General features: G+C 67.7%; 16 protein-coding genes and 2 riboswitches. Of the genes, 6 read left to right on the forward strand and 10 right to left on the reverse strand.

Going from position 1 to position 20,329, the window contains the following annotated elements; all coding sequences use genetic code 11:
* Positions 1-40: 40 nt before the first annotated feature.
* A riboswitch (S-adenosyl-L-homocysteine riboswitch) is annotated at positions 41-121 on the reverse strand.
* Positions 122-702: 581 nt separating this feature from the next.
* A complete protein-coding gene (metK, locus tag AB4Y64_RS14290) occupies positions 703-1,926 on the reverse strand; it encodes a methionine adenosyltransferase (protein ID WP_441817123.1) in 1,224 nt (407 codons plus the stop codon).
* Positions 1,927-2,141: 215 nt separating this feature from the next.
* Between metK and AB4Y64_RS14295 the strand changes: the two genes are divergently transcribed.
* The 3 genes from AB4Y64_RS14295 (at position 2,142) to AB4Y64_RS14305 (ending at position 5,923) form a co-directional block, all read left to right on the forward strand.
* A complete protein-coding gene (locus AB4Y64_RS14295) occupies positions 2,142-3,911 on the forward strand; it encodes a lysophospholipid acyltransferase family protein (protein ID WP_441817124.1) in 1,770 nt (589 codons plus the stop codon).
* Positions 3,908-4,732, forward strand: coding sequence for a UDP-2,3-diacylglucosamine diphosphatase (locus AB4Y64_RS14300; protein WP_441817125.1), 825 nt, complete (start codon positions 3,908-3,910; stop codon positions 4,730-4,732). The genes AB4Y64_RS14295 and AB4Y64_RS14300 overlap by 4 nt, the downstream gene beginning before the upstream one ends.
* 108 nt (positions 4,733-4,840) lie before the next feature.
* Entirely contained in the window at positions 4,841-5,923 is a 1,083-nt protein-coding gene (locus AB4Y64_RS14305) for a metal-dependent hydrolase (protein WP_441817126.1), read from the forward strand.
* Between the two features lie 134 nt (positions 5,924-6,057).
* Here AB4Y64_RS14305 and AB4Y64_RS14310 read toward each other — a convergent pair whose 3' ends face one another.
* The 9 genes from AB4Y64_RS14310 to AB4Y64_RS14350 all read right to left on the reverse strand — a co-directional run bounded on the left by AB4Y64_RS14310 (position 6,058) and on the right by AB4Y64_RS14350 (position 16,129).
* Positions 6,058-6,375, reverse strand: coding sequence for a hypothetical protein (locus AB4Y64_RS14310; protein ID WP_441817127.1), 318 nt, complete (start codon positions 6,373-6,375; stop codon positions 6,058-6,060).
* Between the two features lie 254 nt (positions 6,376-6,629).
* Positions 6,630-7,463 carry a class I SAM-dependent methyltransferase gene (locus AB4Y64_RS14315; protein WP_441817128.1) on the reverse strand — a complete coding sequence of 278 codons (834 nt, stop codon included), beginning with the start codon at positions 7,461-7,463 and terminating at the stop codon, positions 6,630-6,632.
* Between the two features lie 27 nt (positions 7,464-7,490).
* The gene (gene dusB, locus AB4Y64_RS14320) at positions 7,491-8,504 is read right to left on the reverse strand and encodes a tRNA dihydrouridine synthase DusB (RefSeq protein ID WP_441817129.1); all 1,014 of its coding nucleotides are present in this window, start codon (positions 8,502-8,504) and stop codon (positions 7,491-7,493) included.
* Positions 8,505-8,528: 24 nt separating this feature from the next.
* The gene (locus AB4Y64_RS14325) at positions 8,529-9,614 is read right to left on the reverse strand and encodes a PepSY-associated TM helix domain-containing protein (RefSeq protein ID WP_441817130.1); all 1,086 of its coding nucleotides are present in this window, start codon (positions 9,612-9,614) and stop codon (positions 8,529-8,531) included.
* On the reverse strand, positions 9,614-11,755 hold the full coding sequence (locus AB4Y64_RS14330; protein WP_441817131.1) for a TonB-dependent receptor: 2,142 nt from the start codon (positions 11,753-11,755) through the stop codon (positions 9,614-9,616). The genes AB4Y64_RS14325 and AB4Y64_RS14330 overlap by 1 nt, the downstream gene beginning before the upstream one ends.
* 98 nt (positions 11,756-11,853) lie before the next feature.
* Entirely contained in the window at positions 11,854-12,828 is a 975-nt protein-coding gene (locus AB4Y64_RS14335; RefSeq protein ID WP_441817132.1) for a ribokinase, read from the reverse strand.
* 4 nt (positions 12,829-12,832) lie between these two features.
* Complete coding sequence (locus tag AB4Y64_RS14340; RefSeq protein WP_441817133.1) at positions 12,833-14,128, reverse strand: NupC/NupG family nucleoside CNT transporter; 1,296 nt, start codon at positions 14,126-14,128, stop codon at positions 12,833-12,835.
* Positions 14,129-14,305: 177 nt separating this feature from the next.
* Positions 14,306-15,436 carry a GGDEF domain-containing protein gene (locus AB4Y64_RS14345; RefSeq protein WP_441817134.1) on the reverse strand — a complete coding sequence of 377 codons (1,131 nt, stop codon included), beginning with the start codon at positions 15,434-15,436 and terminating at the stop codon, positions 14,306-14,308.
* 84 nt (positions 15,437-15,520) lie between these two features.
* Entirely contained in the window at positions 15,521-16,129 is a 609-nt protein-coding gene (locus AB4Y64_RS14350; RefSeq protein ID WP_441817135.1) for a TMEM165/GDT1 family protein, read from the reverse strand.
* Between the two features lie 131 nt (positions 16,130-16,260).
* Positions 16,261-16,365: riboswitch (yybP-ykoY riboswitch) on the reverse strand.
* A gap of 74 nt (positions 16,366-16,439) precedes the next feature.
* Between AB4Y64_RS14350 and AB4Y64_RS14355 the strand changes: the two genes are divergently transcribed.
* The 3 genes from AB4Y64_RS14355 (at position 16,440) to AB4Y64_RS14365 (ending at position 20,312) form a co-directional block, all read left to right on the forward strand.
* Complete coding sequence (locus AB4Y64_RS14355; protein ID WP_441817136.1) at positions 16,440-17,411, forward strand: aldo/keto reductase; 972 nt, start codon at positions 16,440-16,442, stop codon at positions 17,409-17,411.
* Between the two features lie 121 nt (positions 17,412-17,532).
* Positions 17,533-17,760: a hemin uptake protein HemP gene (locus AB4Y64_RS14360; RefSeq protein WP_441817137.1), complete on the forward strand. Its 228-nt coding sequence runs from the start codon at positions 17,533-17,535 to the stop codon at positions 17,758-17,760.
* 242 nt (positions 17,761-18,002) lie between these two features.
* Entirely contained in the window at positions 18,003-20,312 is a 2,310-nt protein-coding gene (locus tag AB4Y64_RS14365; protein ID WP_441817138.1) for a TonB-dependent hemoglobin/transferrin/lactoferrin family receptor, read from the forward strand.
* Positions 20,313-20,329: the final 17 nt, after the last annotated feature.

The raw sequence follows: 20,329 nt of genomic DNA on the forward strand, positions 1-20,329 counted from the left end.
GTGAAGCTCCGGTTTTGGGTGAGGGCAGGCATGAAACCTGCCAAACCGGGCGCCGTTGTGCGTGTTGCGTCCCGCCGAGCCTGATTCCGGATTGCCCGGACTTGCAGCGCCCCTCGGCGAGGCGGGCCATTTTAGCCGGTTGGGGTTGCGAATGGATGAACCCGTGCAGCGGCATGGGCGTAAGGCGTAGGGCCTTCGTAGGGGCGCCGTCCGCCGGGGCGGGGATTGCTCCGCCCCTTAATCGGACATCCTTGTCCGATGCGGGGCGCGGGACATCCATGTCCCGCTGCGGAGCAATCCCCGCCCCGGCGAACGACGCTCCAGCGCTTCGTTGCCCGGTCTTCGTCTTGGTCTGGAACCACCAGATCCTTTCGCGGGCGTCCGGGTCCGAGCTCACCGAGCAGCCGTGCGAATGAGTCGAGGGCACGGACACCGCCCTGTACCGCGCCAGCCCGAGTCCTAACGTTGCCGCCATGTCACGCGCACGTCGCAAGATCGCCGACACGCGAAGGCAATGAAGCGACAGAGGTATTGGGAAGGAGGGGGTGGGGTGTATTTCGCGAACAGTAAACGGAGCGAAGCGGAGGTTCGCGGAATGCACCCCACCTCCTCCCCCACTGACCACGCACGCAAAAAAAACGGGCCCAAAAGGCCCGTTCTCCTTCGAACCGCCCCCCTCCCGAAAGAGAGGGGCCAATCGACTTACTTCTTCAGACCGGCATCCTTGCGCAGGTCGTCGGCCCGGTCCGTCTTCTCCCAGGAGAAAGCGGTCGCGGTGTGCTTCTTGCCGGCGCCGTCGACGTAGGTCACCTCGTGCGGCTTGCGGCCGAAGTGGCCGTAGGCAGCGGTTTCCTGGTAGACCGGGTGGATCAGGTCGAGCATCTTCACGATGCCGTACGGGCGCAGATCGAAGTGCTTGCGGATCAGCTTCTCGATCTTCTCGTCCGGAATCTTGCCGGTGCCGAAGGTGGTGACCGAGATCGAAGTCGGCTCGGCCACGCCGATGGCGTAGGAAACCTGCACTTCGCAACGATCGGCCAGGCCGGCGGCAACGATGTTCTTGGCGACGTAGCGAGCCGCGTAGGCAGCCGAACGATCGACCTTCGACGGATCCTTGCCCGAGAAGGCACCACCGCCGTGACGGGCCATGCCGCCGTAGCTGTCGACGATGATCTTGCGACCGGTCAGGCCGCAATCGCCGACCGGACCGCCGATCACGAAGATGCCGGTCGGATTGATGTGGATCTTGTTTTTCGGCAGCGACTCGAGCCACTTCTTCGGCAGCACCGGCTTGAGCACGTGCTCGTACACGCCTTCCACCAGGTCCTTCTGCTTGATGCCCGGATCATGCTGCGTCGACAGCACCACCGCGTCGAGGCCGGCCACGTTGTGGTTGGCGTCGTAACGCAGGGTCACCTGCGACTTCGCATCCGGACGCAGCCACGGCAGCGGCGAGTTCTTCTTCTTGCGGATCTTGGCCTGCTGCTCGACCAGGCGGTGCGAGTAGTAGATCGGCGCCGGCATGAACTCCGGGGCTTCGTTGCAGGCATAGCCGAACATCAGACCCTGGTCGCCAGCGCCCTGTTCTTCCGGCTTCTTGCGGTCAACGCCGGCAGCGATGTCGGGCGACTGCTTGCCGAGCATGTTGATGATCGCGCAGGTGTGGCCGTCGAAGCCGACATCGGAATTGTTGTAGCCGATGTCGTTGATGACCTTGCGCGCGAGGGACTCGATGTCGACCCACGCATTGGTGGTGACCTCGCCGGCGACGATCGCCGCGCCGGTCTTCACCATCGTCTCGCAGGCAACGCGGGCGCGCTTGTCCTGGGCCAGGATGGCGTCGAGGACGGCATCGGAGATCTGGTCGGCAATCTTGTCCGGGTGGCCTTCGGAGACGGATTCGGAGGTAAACAGGTAGCTGGACATCGAGGCTTTATCCTCGTATTCGGATGAAAGGATGGCCGCGTATGATACAGGCTTGGCCGGGTTGGCGCATTGTGCGTCATTCAGGTGTTGGCTGAGGGTTAATTTCGCGGCCGCGGGCGCTGTCACCGGATTGACCCGAATCCGCCACGTTGCTGTCGCCGCGTCGCCGCAGGCTGCGCGGCGAGACGCCCCGTTGGGGTGGGACGTGACGCCCGATGCCGCTTGAGCGCCGCCTGCAAGAACGTTTCCCGCACTGGTTCGATGGCCGCCGGGCGTCGATCGCCCGCCCGCTGTTGCGCACGCTCGGGCGCTGGTCGCGGTTCGACCAGATCGAGGCTTTCCTCCAGGCCAACGGCCACCTGCGCGACTTCGATTTCGTCAGCGCCGGCCTCGATCACCTGCAGGTCCGCTACATGGCCGATCCGACCGAAGTGGCGCGCATTCCCGCCAGCGGCCGCCTGCTGGTGGTCGCCAACCATCCTTCCGGCGCGATCGATGCGCTGGCGCTGCTCGACCTGGTCGGGCGCGTGCGCCGTGATGTGAAGATCGTCGCCAATGACCTGCTGTCGGCGCTGGAGCCGCTGTCGGGCCTGCTGCTGCCGGTGCGCATCCTCGGCGGCCGGCCGAGCCCGCAGAGCCTGCAGGCCATCGACGACGCGCTGCGGGCCGGGCAGTGCGTGATCGTGTTCCCCGCCGGCGAGGTCGCACGGCTGGGCCTGAAGGGTGTCACCGACGGACGCTGGCGGCGCGGCTTCCTGCGCTTCGCCCGCGCCAGCGGCGCGCCGGTGCTGCCGGTGCGGATCGAGGCCCGCAACTCGGCGCTGTTCTATGGTGCCTCGGCCCTGTTCAAGCCGGTCGGCACGGCTTTGCTGGCGCGGGAAATGTTCGCCCGTCGCGCCCACCGCATCTCGATGCGGATCGGTACCTTGCTGAACCTGCCGGCCGACGGCGATCCGGAACGGCTGCTGCGCCAGGTCCGCCGCGAACTGTTCTCGCTCGGGGCCGGTCGCCGCCGCAGCGACATCGAGATGGCCACCGACATGGCCGCTCCCGGCCGCCCGGAACCGGTCATCGATGCCATCGCGCCGGACCTTGTGCGAGCCGGCGTCGAGACGCTCGCGCTGCTGGGCCGCACCCTCGACGGCAAGCAGATCCGCGCCGGGCGCCTGGCCGCGGGCTCGGCGCTGCTGCAGGAAATCGGGCGCCTGCGCGAGGTCACCTTCCGCGCGGTCGGCGAGGGCACCGGCCAGCGCCTCGATGTCGACCTCTACGACAGCTGGTACGAACACATCGTGCTGTGGGACGACCAGGCCACGCGCATCGCCGGCGCCTACCGCGTCGCCCGCGGCGCCAGCGTGCTGGCCGAGCGCGGGCTGGCCGGCCTCTACACCGCGTCGCTGTTCCGCTTCGGCGACGATGCCATCCCGCGGATCGCCCAGGGCATGGAGCTGGGCCGCAGCTTCGTTGCCCCCCATTACTGGGGCGGCCGCAGCATCGACTACCTGTGGCAGGGCATCGGCGCGTACCTGGCCCGCCATCGCAACGTGCGCTATCTGTTCGGGCCGGTGTCGATCAGCGCCGCGCTGCCGGAACAGGCGCGCGAGCAGATCGTCGCCTACTACGCGCGCTATTTCGGCGCCGGCCAGGTCGATGCCGTGTCGAGGCAGCCGTTCGCCTACCGCGCCGCGCCGCCGCAGTTCGACGCGGTCGATGCCGCCACCGCTTTCCGCGTGCTCAAGGCCAACCTCGATGCACTCGGGGCCAGCCTGCCGATGCTCTACAAGCAGTACACCGACCTGTGCGAGCCGGGCGGTGCGCGATTCCTCGCGTTCGGCGTGGATCCGGCTTTCAGCGACGCGGTCGACGGCCTGATCGAGGTCGACCTGCAGCTGATGCGGCCGAAGAAGCGCGAGCGCTACCTCGACGGCCATGACCTGACACACCCCGCCCTCACGGAACGCGCCCTCACGGAGCAGGGTGGATGACACAGCAACCGGCCGTGTTGCCTTTGCGCCGCCGCGCGGTCTTCGTGTCCGATGTCCATCTGGGTTCCAAACACTGCCATGCCGCCGAGTTCGCCGACTTCCTCGGCGGGTTGCGATGCGACCGGCTCTATCTGGTCGGCGACATTGTCGACCTGTGGTGGATGGCCCAGCGCCGGCCGAGCTGGGGCAGCGCCCACAACCGCGTCATCGAGGCCCTGCACGCGCTGCGCCGCGCGGGCACCGAGATCGTCTACGTGCCCGGCAACCACGATCGCCCGATCCGTCGCTTCTGCGGCCTGACCCTGCCGCGCATGACCGTGCGCCGGCGCGCGATCCATGTCACCGCCGATGGCCGCCGGCTGCTGGTCACGCACGGCGACGACTACGACGGCGTCACCCACTTCGGCGGACTGCAGGAGCAGTTCGGCGACTGGCTGTACTACCGCATCCTCACCGGCAACCAGTGGCTCAACCGGGTGCGCCGCCACTTCGGTCGGCGCTACTGGTCGCTGTCGGAGTTCCTCAAGCGCCAGAGCGGCGCGGCCGAGCGCTACATCGAGCGTTTCGTCCAGGCCGGGCTCGACGATGCGCGGCGCCGCGGCCTCGACGGGGTGATCTGCGGCCACATCCATCGCGCATCGCTGCTGGAACGCGATGGCCTGCTCTATGCCAACGACGGCGACTGGGTCGAGAGCCTGACCGCGCTGGCAGAGGATCCGGACGGCAGCTTCCGGCTTCTGTCGCACACCGGCGAGACGCTGGCGCTGTGCGCGCCCGTGCAACGGATGCTGGCCGAACCGGAACGATCGCACGCCGCCTAGTTGCACCGCTTAGCCACCCCGCCTGGCCACGCCGCCTGGTGCAGCCAGGCGCGCGCCGCGATGCCGGCGGACGCGCCAGGGTGAACGGCCCGCTGCTAGCATCGCGGCATGGACTCACTGACCCATGTCTTTCTCGGCGCCGCGATCGCGGCCGCCATCGTGCCGCCGCAACATCGTCGCGCCGCCATGCTGGCGGGCGCGGCGATGGGCTCATTGCCCGACCTGGACGTACTGCCGGTCAACCTGCTGACCGGCGACCCGATCGCGCGGATGACCTGGCATCGCAGTCTCAGCCACTCGCTGCTGGTGCTGCCCTTTGTCGCCTGGGCGATCTGGGCCTGGTTCCGCAGCCGCGGCGGTCGCGTCGCGCAGTCGCCGCGGCGCTGGTTCTGGGCGATCTTGCTGGCGGTGATCACACATCCACTGCTGGACGCATTCACCATCTACGGCACGCAGCTGCTGTGGCCGTTGCCGTTCAGGCCGGTGATGTGGTCGAGCGTGTTCATCATCGACCCGATGTACACGGTCTGGTTGCTGATCGCCTGCGTGATCGCATGGTGCTGGCGCGAAAGACGCTTCGTGCAGCCGGCGCTGCTCGCCGGTTTGACGCTCAGCACCCTGTATCTGGGGGCATCGCTGTGGGCCAAGCAGCAGGTAGAGCGCGAAGCCGAAAGCGCGCTGGCCGCCCACCACCTCGAAGACGCGCCGCGCTTCTCGGTGCCGATGCCGTTCAACATCCTGCTCTGGCGCGTGGTGGCCATGACGCCGGAGGGGTTCGTCGAAGGCGAGCGTTCGCTGGTCGCCGATCGTGGGCCCATGCGGCTGCGCGAGTATCCATCCGACGTGCAGTCGCTCACCCAGGTCTTCGACTATCCCGGCGTGCAGCGCCTGAACTGGTTCAATCGCGGATTCATGAAGGCAGAGCAACGCGATGGCCGCCTGGTGCTGTCGGACCTGCGCATGGGCGCCGAGCCCGATTACAGCTTCCGTTTTGCGGTGGCGCGGCGCGAGGGCGATGCCTGGCGGGAAATGCCGCCCGAACAGCTGAAGTGGCCATGGCAGGCCAGCCGCAGGCTCGGCGCGATGTGGAAGCGGATCTGGAACACGCCCGCCGGCGAGACCGACGTTGTCGGCGCGGCGATGGCGCGGCCCTCAGTGAGGGCGCAGGCGGGCGCTACCGCAGGACACTGAACAAACCACCAGGGCCGCATGTTGCACACACGGCCCTTGAGTGGAAGTTGATGTCATGGGAGTCCACCTCGGGACTTGCCAGCCTCGACTTCCCGTTCGACCAGGGGATCGACCACGGGCTGCCTTGATTGGGACTAGAGAGCGTCCTTGTTCTCGCGCTTGACCTGAACAAGGTATTGGTGGCCCTGCTTGTCGGTGATGGCAACCGATTCGCCATTCATCAGCTGCTGGTACTTCACTTCACCAACGGCGTCGACGAACTTGTCGAGCGCGCGATCGTAGGTGTAGGGGTACTCGGCGAAAGCGGTACGGTTGCCGAGGACCATCTGGACCTTGCGTTCGCTCAGCCCGGTGATCTGCGACAGGTCACCGATGGGATCCTTGCTCTGCTCGGCCCAAGCAGGCATCGATGCCGCGAGTGCCAACGCGATGAACGCAATCTTGGCTTTCATGTGGTGCCTCCTGATCGGATCGATCCACCGGGGCGTTGCGGCGGGGTCCGCAGAAGGGGACACCCCGGCATGGCATAGAGTCGAGCAATGCGCTCGAGTTCGCATCGGCCATAGGGGCCTGTGACTTTCGACCTGCACCACTTGTCGCAATCACAACAGCAGCACAATCGTCACGCAACGTGTGTATGCATGCACAAATGCAGGCGGCAATGGTTTCATCCGTAATCGATGAATGCCGCATCAATGGACTCGCACTAGTAGACGATCGCGCGCGCCTGCACGAAGGCATAGAAGAACACCGCGTTGGGATCGTTCTGCACCTGGTGCAGCTCGCGACGCATGCCTTCGACCACGTCAGGCGTGACGCATCCGGCGGCGAGCAGCTGGTCGGCCGCCGACAGCAGCAGTTCCTCCCAGAACCCGATCATCGTCTTGCGCCGTGCCGGCTCGCGATTGTCGAAGTAGAACGTCTTGACGTCGGTGGCGACGTCGCGGAATCCGCCGGCAAGCAGCAGGTTGCCGAGCTTGGCGCCGACGAAGGGATCGCCGCCGCTTTCGTACTGGAAATCGTTGAACGCCATCCAGTACCGCCAGACGTTGGGCGAGTACGGATCAAGCAGGAAGGACGAGTTCATCACCTCGGTGATGTAGACCGGCGATCCGGGCGCGAGCACGCGCCGAACTTCATTGAGCACGCGCGCCGGCGAGGGCACGTGTTCGAGCACCCAGCACAGGAAGGCGGCATCGAAACTGCGCGGCTCGAACGGCAGGTTGGTGGCATCGGCCAGATTGAGGTCGTAGCGACCCTGCAGCCATGACATCGCACCAAGGTTGGTGCGGGCGGCGCCGAGCTGGGCGTCGTTGAGATCGACGCAGGTGACGTGCAGGTCGGGGAAGCGCCGCAACAGGATCTCGGTCTGCGCACCCACGCCACTGCCGACCTCGAGCAGCCGGCGCGCGCTGCTGTAGTCGATGTCGTGGAAGATCGTCGATTCGGCCAGCCGCGCCTGTTTCATCAGGCGCGCCTGCTCGGTCAGGGAAAACCCGTGCAGGCAAGGGAACTCGGTGGCGCTGGAAGACTCGCTCATGTGGCCTCCTTGGCGGGGCCCTCGCCGTCACGCGGCGGCCGGGAGCTCCGGGGCGACGCCCGCGATCAGGGCGTCGAAATAGTCGGCAGTCAGTTGCAATTGTGCCTGCGCCGATTCCGCGCGGTTGACCACCGCCCGGAACGCCACGTTCTCTGGCCGGTCCTTGGCATACCAGCCCAGGTGCTTGCGGGCGATGCGCACGCCTGAAACCTCACCGTAGAACGCGTGCAGGTGGTTCAGGTGGCCGACCAGCACGTCGCGCACTTCCTGCAGGTCCGGCTCGGGCAGCTGCTCGCCCGTGGCCAAATAGTGCGCGATCTCGCGGAATATCCACGGCCGGCCCTGCGCCGCGCGGCCCACGAGCACGGCGTCGCAGCCGGTACGGGCGAGTACTTCGGCGGCCTTGTGCGGCGAATCGACGTCGCCGTTGGCGAACACCGGGATCGACAATGCCGCCTTCACTTCCGCGATCGTGTCGTACTCGGCGATGCCGGTGTACTGCTGGTCGCGCGTGCGGCCGTGCACGGCCAGTGCGGCGATGCCGGCGCTCTGCGCGACCTTTGCGATCGCCAGCGCGTTGCGCTGGTCGGCGGCCCAGCCGGTGCGGATCTTCAGCGTCACCGGCACATCGACCGCCCTGACCACGGCGTCGAGGATGCGTGCGACCAGCGCCTCGTCGCGCATCAGTGCCGAGCCGGCCCAGGCATTGCAGACCTTCTTCGCCGGGCAGCCCATGTTGATGTCGATGATCTGCGCGCCATGGTCGACGTTGTAGCGCGCCGCATCGGCCATCACCTCCGGCACGGTGCCGGCGATCTGCACGCTGATCGGCGCCGGCTCGCCGTCGTGGTCCATGCGATGGCGCGACTTGGCGGTGTTCCAGAAGCGGGGATCGGAAGTGGTCATCTCCGACACGCACAGACCTGCACCCAGGCGCTTGCTCAGCACCCGGAACGGTTTGTCGGTGACGCCGGCCATGGGCGCCAGGATGACCCTGGGCGCAATCTGGTAGGGGCCGATATGGAAGGACGTGTCCGCCATGGCGGGCATTGTACCGGTGGGGTCTCAGCGATGCCCGCGCCGGCGCCGCCAGAAGAGAAAGCCGGTGACCAGCAGGAACATCGGCAACACGCCTGTCGCGGCCATTGCCCACTTCAGCACCGGTCCGCCGACCGCGCCCACATGCACGGGAAAGATCGCCTGGCTCATGCGCATGCCCAGCTGGTTGGCCGTGGCGTCCTGGACCTGCAGCACCCGCGTGCCGTCTGCGGCGACGGCGATGGTGCTGCGACCGACCGGATGCCATTCGCCATCGGCGCGCGCGCGGAACGACACCACTGCGTCGCCGTGCCTGGGCACCGAGACCCGGCTGAGGCGCGCACCCGGCAACGCGGCGCGGGCCTCGCCGATGACCCGCGGCCAGTCGACAGGGCCGTCGCCCTTGAGCTTCGGCGGCTTGATCGACTGGCCACCGAACACGCCTACGAGCACCGTCTGGAATCCCTTGGAGTACACCATGCCGACGCCCGTGAGCGTCGCCAGAAGCAACAGCGGAAACAGCATCGCACCACTGCTGCGGTGCCAGCTCAGCCAGCGCCGCACCGGTGGGCCGGAATGCATCTTCAGGTGCGCCAGCCACTGCCCACGTCGCGGCCACCACAGATACAGCCCGGTCAGCACCAGGGCCAACGCGATCGATCCGACCACGCCCAGCACTTCCTCGCCGGTCTCGCCGCCGAGCAGCTTGGTGTGCCACGCGTGCAGCCACATCAGTACGTCGTCGTCTTCGCTGCGATAGAGCAGCAGGGCGCCATTTTCGGGAGCGAAATAGGCGCGATGACCGTCCTCGAAGAATCCCTGCCAGACCGGCAGGTCGTCCTGGGGAAGGTCGAGCGAGCGCAGGCCCTCGGGTTGCCAGCGTTCGATCAGGGCGGCCAGCACGCGCCCATCGGCGACCGCGGAATGCTGCGCCAGCTGCGGGTGCTGCAGGCGCAACAGATCGGTGTGGAAGACCAGCACGGTGCCGGTCAGCGCCACCAGCGCGAACACGGCACCGACGCTGAGGCCGACCCACAGGTGCAGCCACGACAGCACTGCCCGCAGGCGGCGCGAAGCCGGCCGGGGAGCGTGTCGTGGCGCGACGGCATTCATCAGAAGCGATTGGCCCAGCTCAGCGTGAGCACGCGGCCACGACCGGCGACGTAGGTGTCGTTGCGTGGCGTGCTCTGCGAATAGTAGGTGACGTACTGTTCGCCGAGGAGGTTCTCGATGCCGACGTTGATCTGGCCCAGCGGCAACTGGAAGCGTGTCTGCAGGTCGACGGTGGTGTAGCCGTCGAACTGCGCCACCTGCACACCGCGCAGGTCGAATTGGCGATCGAGCGACTGGCTGGCCTGCAGGCGCGTGGCGATGCCCGGCGTCCAGTCCTGGTCCCAGAACGCGGTGACGCGGTCGGGGCTGACGTTGATGCCCGGCAGGTCGCCGTCGACGCGGTCGTCGCCATTGCTGTCGTAGCGGCCGTCGGCCTGCGCATAGCCCAGGCCGATGCGGGTCGACTCGCTGAACTGCCAGGCCACGTTGGCTTCGATGCCTTCGATCTCCGTCCGCTCGCGCACGACGTTGTAGCTCTGGCTGCCGGGATCAAAGGCAAGGCGCGAACCCAGGTCGGAATCGGACTGGTAGATGGCCAGGTGGGCAAGCCAGCGACCGTCGTCGTAATCGACGCCGATCTCCTGGTTGTCGGCGATCACCGGCGACAGATCGACCAGGGTGTCCACGCGCTGGCCCGGCGCGCTGATGCCGCGCAGGACACGGCCGATGTCGGCGACGCTGTATCCCTCCGAATACGAGGCGTAGAGCTTCAGCGCGTCGGTCACTTCCCACACCGCGCCGAAGTTGGGCAGCACTTCGCTCGTCGTTGGCGAACCGCCTTCGACGAACTGGCCACCGTTGTTGGACGGAATGGTGGTGAAGTCGTCGACCTTGAGCTTGCCGCGCTCGTAGCGCAGGCCACCGCTGAGCATGACCCGGTCGGCCACCCACCACTCGGCCTGCACGAACGGCGACACCGATTCGTAGCTGGTCTTGGGCACCCAGTCGAGGCCGCTGACGACCAGTTCCTGGTGGGTGGTGTCGCGGGCGAGGTCGAGGCCGGTGGTCACGCGCAGGCGCAGGCCGAACAGGTCGCCGCGCGACCAGCTGAACTTGCCGCCGAGCTTCTCCGAGACGTTCTGCGACTGGTCGAACCAGTGCAGGTCGCGGCCGTCGCCCCAGAAGTCGCCCCAGTCGGTGCCACCGTAGAGCGCTTCGAAGTCGACCCAGTACAGCTGCGCCTGGAAGTAGCCGCCGGCCATCGCCTTGTCGGTGTAGTCGAGGTTGAGCGAGGTCGAGCGGTTGCGCGTGCCTTCGCCTTCCTTCTCGCCGCGGATCGAAGTCGCCAGCTGGCCGGTGGCGATATTGCCGTTGACCGTGGCGTAGTCGTTGTTGCCTTGCAGCTCGTAGTGATTGACGGTCAGCTGCAGGCGCTGTTCGTCGTTGAGGTTCCAGCCACCCTTGGCGAACAGGTTCCAGGACTGCGAGTCCATCAGGTCGCCCTGGACGTCGTTGACCGCGATGGCATCGCCGTCGCCGTCGTAGTACAGGCCTTCGCTCGCGTACGACGCGCCAGCAACGAGATCAAACGCACCGCTACGCGTGCCGAACACGTAGGAGGCGCGGTATCCGCTGCTGTCGCTCTCGTGCGGCAGCGCGCTGCTGGCGGCGACGTTGACGTCCTGGAAGCTTTCGCCGTCCTGGCGCGGCGCGCGTTTGGTGATGATGTTGATGATGCCGCCGGAAGCGCCAAGCCCCTGCAGCGCGTTGGCGCCGTGGATGACCTCGATGCGCTCGATCATCGCCGGGTCGATGGTGTGGCCGTCACGGCCGCCTTCGCGCAGCGGCGTCGATTGCGGCACGCCGTCGACCAGGTACAGCGGCTTGCGCCCGCGCAACGTCTCGCCGCCGTTGGTGAGCTTCTGCCGCGAGGGCGAGAACGACGGAATCAGGTTGGCCAGCACCTGCGAGATGTCCTGGGTCAGCGCCAGCTGCTGTTGCAACTGCTTCTGGTCGATCACGGTGATGGTGTTGGGCAGCGCGGCATCGGAATCGGGGATGCGGCTGGTGCTGGCCGAAACGGTGACGCGGTCGATGTCGACGGCGCGGTCGGCAGGGGCGTCGGCGGCGTGGGCGACAGGCGCGACAAGCGCAACAAGCGCAGCCAGCACGGCGCTGGCAAGGAGGTGGCGACGGAGCATGGGGGGAGGGGGGTCCGGACGGCGAATCAGCCCCGTATGGTAATGCGAACCATTCGCGTTTTACAGGGCTCCGGCGAATCGTGCCCGCAGCCGCCCCTTCAGGCGCCGAATCGTGCCTGCAGTTCTGCCTCGTGCGGCATCGCCGCCGCAGCCCCTTCGCGTTCGGTCGACAGACCGGCATAGCGATTGGCGAAGTGGACATGGTCGGCGAACGCGGCCTCGCCGCGGCGGGCCAGCGAGGCGGCGAGGGCGCCGTTGAAGGCGTCGCCCGCGCCGGTGGTGTCGACCGGCCGCACGCTGGCGGCGGCAACCCGGTAATGCATGCGTGCGTCGTTGCGCAGGTTCTGGCTTGCGTGCGAGACGAAGCAGCCGGCAGCACCGAGCGTGATCACCACGGTTCCATGCGGCAGCAGGCGCCGGCACAGTGCGTGCAGCGACTCGTCTTCCATTGCGGCGAGCTTGCCGGGATCGACCTGTTCGCCGAGGTGGCGGCCGAGCTGCGCGCAGAATTCGGTTTCGTTCGGGGTGACCACGTCCGCCAGCGCCCACAACGACGCCGGTGCCTGCGCATCGGCCGGTGCGGGATTGAGCAGCGTCGGCACGCCCGCCGCGCGCGCCGCGACGAATGCCGCCTCGATCGCCGTCACCGGCGATTCCAGCTGCGCCAGCACCACCCGCGCAGCGCCGATCGCGGCCGCCTGCTGCTCGACGAACTGCGCCGAAAGCTCGGCATTCGCGCCGGGCCCGATCACGATCGAATTGCGCCCCGAGGCATCGACGTAGATGCCGGCGGTGCCGGTGGGAGCGTGGCTGGGCAGGTCGTGCAGGTCGATGTCGTCGGCCACGGCCAGCGCATGCGCCAGCTGGCCGCCGAGATCGTCGCCGAGCGCGCAGATGAAACTGGTCGCCGCGCCGGCGCGCGCGGCGGCAGTGGCCTGGTTGAAGCCCTTGCCGCCGGGACCGGTGCGGTAGTGCCCGCTGAGGGTCTCGCCCGGCCGCGGCAGCGTCGCCACCGTCCACACGTGATCGACGTTGAACGAGCCGACCACCACCACGCGCGCGCTGCCAGCCATGGGATCAGCTGAAATAGGTGAGCACGCCGGCGATGGTCGCGGTCATGAACGTCGCGATCGAGCCGCCGAGCACCGCGCGCAGGCCGAAGCGGGCCAGGTCCTGGCGCCGTTCCGGAGCGAGACCGCCGATGCCGCCGATCTGGATCGCGATCGAGCTGAAGTTGGCGAAGCCGCACAGCGCGTAGGTCGCGACCAGGCGGCCCTGTTCGCTGAGGGCAACGCCGGCGACCTTGCCGTTGACGATGTCGGCCAGCTGCAGGTAGGCGACGAATTCGTTGATCACCACTTTCTGCCCGATCAGGCTGCCGACGATCGGCGCATCCGACCACGGCACGCCGATGACCCAGGCCAGCGGTGCCAGCAGGTAGCCGAAGATCGCTGCCAGGTCGGTCGGCTTGCCGATCGCCGCGGCAATGCCGGTGACGTCGCCAAACCAGGTCAGCGGCCAGTTGATCAGCGCGATCAGGGCGATGAAGGCGAGCAGCATCGCGCCGATGTTCAGCGCCAGGCGCAGGCCGTCGCCGGCACCGGCGGCGGCCGCGTCGATGATGTTGGCGGTGGTCTTCTCGACTTCCATCTTGACCGTGCCGCGGGTCAGCGGCTCACCGGTCTCGGGCACCAGGATCTTGGCGATCACCAGCGTCGCCGGCGCGGCCATGATCGAAGCGGCGAGCAGGTGCTTGGCGTAGAACGCCTGCTGTTCCGGATCGCCACCGCCGAGCATGCCGACGTAGGCGGCGAGCACGCCGCCGGCGATGTGGGCCATGCCGCCGATCATCATCGTGATCAGCTCCGACTCGGTCATCTTCGGAATGTACGGGCGCACGGTCAGCGGCGCCTCGGTCTGGCCGATGAAGACGCTGGCGCAGACGCTGGTGGTCTCCGCGCCCGACACGCGCATGACCTTGGTGATCGCCCACGCCATCGCCCGCACCACCGCCTGCATCACGCCCAGGTGATAGAGCACGCCCATCAACGCGGCGAAGAAGATGATCGTCGGCAGCACCTGGAAGGCGAAGATGAAGCCATACGTAGAAACGTCCATCAGGCTGCCGAAAATGAACTTCGAGCCTTCGCCGACGAAACTGAGCACTTTGACGAAGCCGTGGCCGATGGCGTCGAACGCCTCGCGCCCGCCCGGCATCAACAGCACCACCGCGGCAAAGGCGATCTGCAGCGACACGCCAGTGGCGACCAGCTTCCAGTCGACCCGGCGTCGGTTGGTGGAGAACAGCCAGGCGATGCCTACCAGTACCGACAGGCCAAACAGGCCAAATGCCACCCGCGCAATTGCTTCCACTCAGTTCTCCCCAGGCGACCGGCAGTCGGCAGCGCGTCGTTGTTGTTGTAGGTCGGCCGCGACGGCGGCGGCGCGTAGTTTACCCCGCCGGCCGTCACACTCCGCTCTCTCCCCTTGTGAGAGGGGGACGGCCGCCGCGGGCGGCCAGGGAGAGGCGGCCAGGGAGCGGGGGAGTGGTCAGCCGTCCCTCGCCACCACCTTGTTCCGCCCCTGCAGCTTGGCCTGCTGCAGCCGGCTGTCGGCCCGGCGCAGCAGGCGCGACAGGTCCGAGCCCTCGTGCGGGAAGCCCGCCAGGCCGGCACTGAAGCTCAGCGGCATCGCGTCGGCGCCGCGCTCGGGCTCGAACGGGCGCTCGCCCAGGGCCCGGCGGATCGCATCCACCCGCTCCCAGGCCGTGCCGATCGGTTTGCGCAGCAGCAGCACGAATTCCTCGCCGCCGATCCGCACCAGCCATTCGCCCGGCTCGGCCAGTTCGCGCAGGACGGCGACGACGTGGCGCAGGGCGCGATCGCCGGCGTGGTGGCCGTGGGCGTCGTTGATGCGCTTGAAGTGGTCCAGGTCGATCAACGCCAGGGTCAGGCTGTCGCCGTCGTGGCGGACGCTGTCGAACAGGCGCGGCACCCGGTGCAGCAGCCAGGTGCGGTTGGGCAGCCGGGTCAGGCCGTCGGTGCCTGACAGCTCGACCAGGCGCTGCATGCGGTAGACCACCATCGCGGTGATCAGGGTGAACATCATCAGCAGCACCACGCGCTGGGCCTGGCTGCCCAGGGTCACCGAGCCGTAGTCGCTCGACAGCAGGTCCTCGGGTGAGGTCGCCATGGCGAACACCACCAGCACCAGCAGGCTGTACTCGGCAATGGCCAGCGCACCGGCAAACAGGGCGATGCGGCCATCGCTGCGCAGGGCGGTCAGCAGGATCGACAGGACATAGCCGCACCACACGATCAGGCTGTTCAGACCGGCCGGCAGGTGGTTGGCCGCCAGGGCGGCCAGCACGAGCGTGGTGGCGGTGACATCGAACGCCGACGAGGCGAACGGCAGCCAGCGGAACAGGCGGCGGCGTCGCGCCAGCGTCAGCCATAGCTGGGCGAAGATGTTGACGACCAGCGCGCCGCCCAGGCCGATCATCGTTTCCTTGATGCCACCACCGCCCAGCGCATTGGCCAGCGGCAGCAACAGCAGCATGGCGGCGAGTGCGGCGCGCAGTCGCGCCACCAGCAGTTCGCCGCCGGCGCCGATCTCGAGCATGATTTCGTCGGGCCGCGCCAACAGCTTGGCGACGACCTCGCGGATCCTCCCGCCCGTCACGTGCACCGCCGCCCCCCTTGATGCCCGCGCCGAGCATAGCGCGGCGCGGGCGGGTTTACAGGGGAACGGACAAGGAGCCGGAGATTACCCCAGCCCGCGCACCGCGACCCACGCTGCCAGTGCCAGGAACACCACCGCCGCGACGATCCGCGCCGTCTTCAGCGGCAAGCGGTCGGCCAGTCGGCTGCCGAGCAGCACCACGGGCACGTTCGCCAGCAGCATGCCGGCCGTGGTGCCGGCGACGACTTCCCAGAACGGGTGGTACTTCGCCGCCAGCAGTACGGTCGCGACCTGGGTCTTGTCGCCGATCTCGGCCAGGAAGAAGGCGATGGTGGTGGCGACGAAGGCGCTGCGTGCCGGAAGCGCGCTGTCTTCCTCGTCGAGCTTGTCGGGCTTGAGCGTCCAGATCGCGACCGCGAGGAAGCTGATGGCCACCACCCAGCGCAGGACTTCAGGGCTCAGCCACTGCGCGACCAGGGTGCCGAACCAGGCCGCCAGTGCGTGGTTGAGCAGCGTGGCGACCAGGATGCCGGCGACGATTGGCCAGGGCTTGCGGAAGCGCGCTGCCAGCAGCAGCGCCAGCAGTTGCGTCTTGTCGCCGATTTCGGCGAGCGCGACGGTGCCGGTCGAGACGGCAGCAGTCATCAGCGGGAAGTGATCCGGCGTGAGGTTATCCAGCGCGAAGAAGTTCATGGAGACTCCGGGGGTCGGGCTTCCGCGTGGACGCGAAAGGCAAACGCCACACGGCCCGACCCGGCATATGCCAGTTGCTCGCGCGACGCCTGCCTTCGGTCTTGCCCGTGGTCGCTCGCCGGCATGTCTGCCGGCTGGCTGCCGCTCCTGCGCCATGGCCTGTGGGCCAAGTGTGTTGACGCAGGTCCCCGCTGATCGTCGTTGCACGACGCAGCGGGTGGGCTACTCCCCGGAGGAGGGAATGGCGCGCATTGTACAGGCCCGTGACGGCAGCTGGCTAAACTGAACGCCGAACTCCAGGAGTCTCCCCATGCAATACCGCCGCCTTGGTTCCTCCGGCCTGCAACTGTCGGCCCTGTCCTTCGGTGCCTGGCTCACCTTCGGCTCGCAGATCGGCCGCTCGACCGCGCGCGACCTGATCGCCGCCGCCTGGGACAACGGCATCAACTTCTTCGACAACGCCGAGACCTATGCCAACGGTGAGGCCGAGAAGGTCATGGGCGACGTGATTGCCGACCTGCGCCTGCCGCGCGACGGTTTCTGCGTGTCGAGCAAGGTCTTCTTCGGTTCCGCTGCCGAGCCGCGGCCGACCCAGAAGGGCCTGTCGCGCAAGCACGTGACCGACGCCTGCCACGCCGCGCTCAAGCGCCTTCGCGTGGACTACCTGGATCTTTTCTACTGCCACCGTCCCGATCCCGAGACGCCGATCGAGGAGACCGTGCGCGCGATGGACGCGCTGGTCGGGCAGGGCAAGGTCCTGTACTGGGGCACTTCGGAATGGACCGCGGCGCAGATCCGCGAGGCGCACAAGATCGCGCGCGCCCAGCACCTGACCGCGCCGACGATGGAGCAGCCGCAATACAACCTGCTGCACCGCGAGCGCGTCGAACTCGAATATGCGCCGCTGTTCGCGGAGTTCGGCCTGGGCACCACGATCTGGTCGCCGTTGGCCTCGGGCCTGCTCACCGGCAAGTACAACGCCGGCGTGCCGACCGAAGCCCGCCTCGGCCGGGAGGGTCTTGGCTGGCTGCAGCGCAGCGTGCTGGGCAACGAGGGCGATGGCCGGGTCGACCGCGCCCGCCGCTTCGTGGAGTTGGCCAGGGACCTGGGCGTCGCCCCGGCGCCGCTGGCGATCGCCTGGTGCCTGCGCAACCCGCACGTGTCGAGCGTGATCCTCGGCGCCAGCCGACCGGAGCAGCTGCTGCAGAACCTCGAGGCGCTGGAGCTGGTGGAGCGCGTGCAGGAAGGCGACTGGCAGCGGGTCGAGGCGGCCGTGGGTTGAGGTGGCAGTGGGTTGAGGCGGCAGTGGGTTGAGCAGGCGGGCCGAACGGTGGCGACGGAGGTGTTGACGAAGTAATGAGAATCATTATCATTCAAGTCGCCAACCCGAACGAGCCACGAACATGTCTCTGCGCCAACCGCTGCTGCAGCTCAAGCCACGTTCCGACCGTCCCGCTCCGCCCATCACCGCGGCGTTCGATGCGCTCAGCGCTTCGGGGCTGACCCTTGCCGCTTCGCTGGTAGAGAGCGACGACCTTCTTCGCGGCGGACGCGAAGTGCTGATCCGCCACGGCGACGAGGTCTATCGCCTGCGCCATACGCGCAACGACAAGCTGATCCTGACGAAGTGATCCTGACGAAGTGATCCTGACCAAGCGATCGTGACCAAGTAATTCCAGAAACCCACCGATCGGCGCGCACGGGAACCCGGACGCGCCGATCGGCCGCGTTGCCGCCCTGGGGAGGGTGGCTGCGCGAAGGCGGACTGCCAGGGAGGCGGCCGCTCTCCATTCAACGTCTCTCTCCAAGGCCCGCAAGCTCGCCGGTTCGAACGGCTGCCAGCAACGCCTCGACATTCACTTCGAGCCTGCTCATGCATCCCGTTCCCAGCACCCTCGCCGTTGCCCTGATGCTGGCGCTGCCAGCCCATGCCCGTGCCGCCGACAGCGCCGCCGCCGATTCGGAAGCCCTGACGGGCGCCGCTGCCGCCGCAGGCGCCACCAACGAGTTCGACCGCATCGTCGTCACCGCGACCCGAACCGAGCGCGCGCTCGACGACGTTCCGTCGGTGGTCACCGCCATCGACCGCGAGCAGATGGACCGCGAACTGGTCCGCAACATCAAGGACCTGTTCCGCTACGAGCCGGGCATCACCGTCACCACCGGCACCGGTCGCTTCGGCCTGGGCGACATCCGCATCCGCGGACTGGGCGGCAATCGCGTGCGCATCGAGACCGACGGCATCGCCGTGCCGGATGCGTTCTCGATCGGCTCGTTCTCCACCGCCAACCGCAACTTCGTCGACCTCGACACGCTCAAGCGCGTCGAAGTCGTACGCGGCCCGGGGAGCGCCCTGTATGGCTCCGATGCACTGGGCGGCGTGGTCGCCTTCCAGACCAAGGATCCCTCCGACTATCTGGAGGCGGGCGGGCTGGAGGATGGCACGGACGCCTACTTCGGTTTCAAGCTCGGCTACGAGGGCGCGGACAACGGCCTGTTCGGCGCCGCCACCGCCGCCTTCGGTGGCGATCGCTGGTCCGGCCTGGTCTCGCTCAACCACCACCAGGGCCAGGAAACGGAAAACATGGGCGAGGACCGCAGCAGCGGTCCCAACCGCACCGCCGCCAATCCGCAGGACTACGACGGCCGCAGCCTGCTGACCAAACTGGTCTACGCGCCGAGCGAAAACCAGCGCTTCAAGCTCACCGTCGAAGGCAACGAGGACCAGGTCGACACCGACGTGCTGACCGCGCGCGTGCTGGCCGCCCTGCCGCCCGGCGCGCCGCCGACCACGCCGCGCACGCGCACCACTGCGCTGCTTGGCGACGACCGGCAGACCCGCGCCCGCGTCTCGTTCGCGCACGAGGTCGACCAGATCGATTCGGTCCTCGTCGATTCGCTGCAGTGGCAGGTCTACCGCCAGGACAGCGAGACCACGCAGTACACCAACGAACTGCGCGAGACCCTCAGCAACGGCCGCGTGATCAACCCGACCCGGCGCGAGCGCGAGTTCAACTTCGACCAGCGCCTGCTCGGCGCCGAGGCCGTGCTGCACAAGGACGTCGTCACCGGCAGCGTCGACCACGCCCTGACCTACGGATTCGAATACGCCTACACCGACTTCAAGCAGAAGCGCGATGGCCGCTCGACCAACCTGACCACCGGTGCGGTGACGAGCACGATCCTCCCCGACGTGTTCCCGGTCCGCGACTTCCCGACCAGCGCCACGACCTCGGCCGCGCTCTACGTGCAGGACGAGATCTCGTTTGCCGATGGCGCCTTCCGCCTGATCCCGGCCGTGCGCGTTGACCACTACAAGCTCGACTCCAAGAGCGACGCGATCTACGAAGGCGACAACCCGGGCCTGCCGATCGTCGACATGACCGAAACCAGTGTCTCGCCCAAGCTCGGCGCGGTCTGGCACTTCACCCGGGACTGGTCGCTGTTTGGTGGTTACCAGCACGGCTTCCGCGCGCCGCCGTACAACGACGTCAACCTGGGCTTCACCAACTTCCAGTTCGGCTACACCGCGATCCCCAACCCTGACCTCAAGCCGGAAACCAGCGATGGCGTCGAGTTCGGCGTGCGCTTCTCCAATCAAGCCGTGTATGCCGAGTTCACCACCTACTACAACCGCTACGACGACTTCATCGAGTCGCTGCGCGACATCGGTTTCAACGAACAGGGACTGACGGTCTTCCAGTCGCAGAACATCGCCAACGCCGAGATCTACGGCGCCGAGGCCCGGGCCGGCATCGACCTGGGGGCACTGTCGGAAGCCATGGCAGGCTGGTCGCTGCGCGGATCGGCGGCATGGTCGAAGGGCGAGGACCGCGACACCGGCACGCCATTGGAGTCGATCGATCCGCTGCGCGCGTCGCTGGGCGTGGCCTACGACCGCGAAACCTGGGGCGTGGAACTCGCCGGCCGCTTCGCCGGCCGCGACGACGAGTTGCCGGTGGCCGGCCGCTTCGAGACGCCGGGCTACGGCGTGTTCGACCTGCTTGGCCACTGGACCTTTGCACCCGGTGCGGAGCTCAACGCCGGCGTGTTCAACCTGGCCGATCGCAAGTACTGGGAGGCCGGCACGATCGCCAGCCAGCAGCCGGCGACCAGCACCGTGCTCGACCGCTACACCAGCCCCGGTCGCAACGTCGGCGTCAGCCTGAGCGTGAGCTGGTGATGCAGCTCGCCCACGAA

Origin of the sequence: Lysobacter sp. TAF61 (genome assembly GCF_052113485.1) — a bacterium.
Classification (GTDB): domain Bacteria; phylum Pseudomonadota; class Gammaproteobacteria; order Xanthomonadales; family Xanthomonadaceae; genus Lysobacter_J.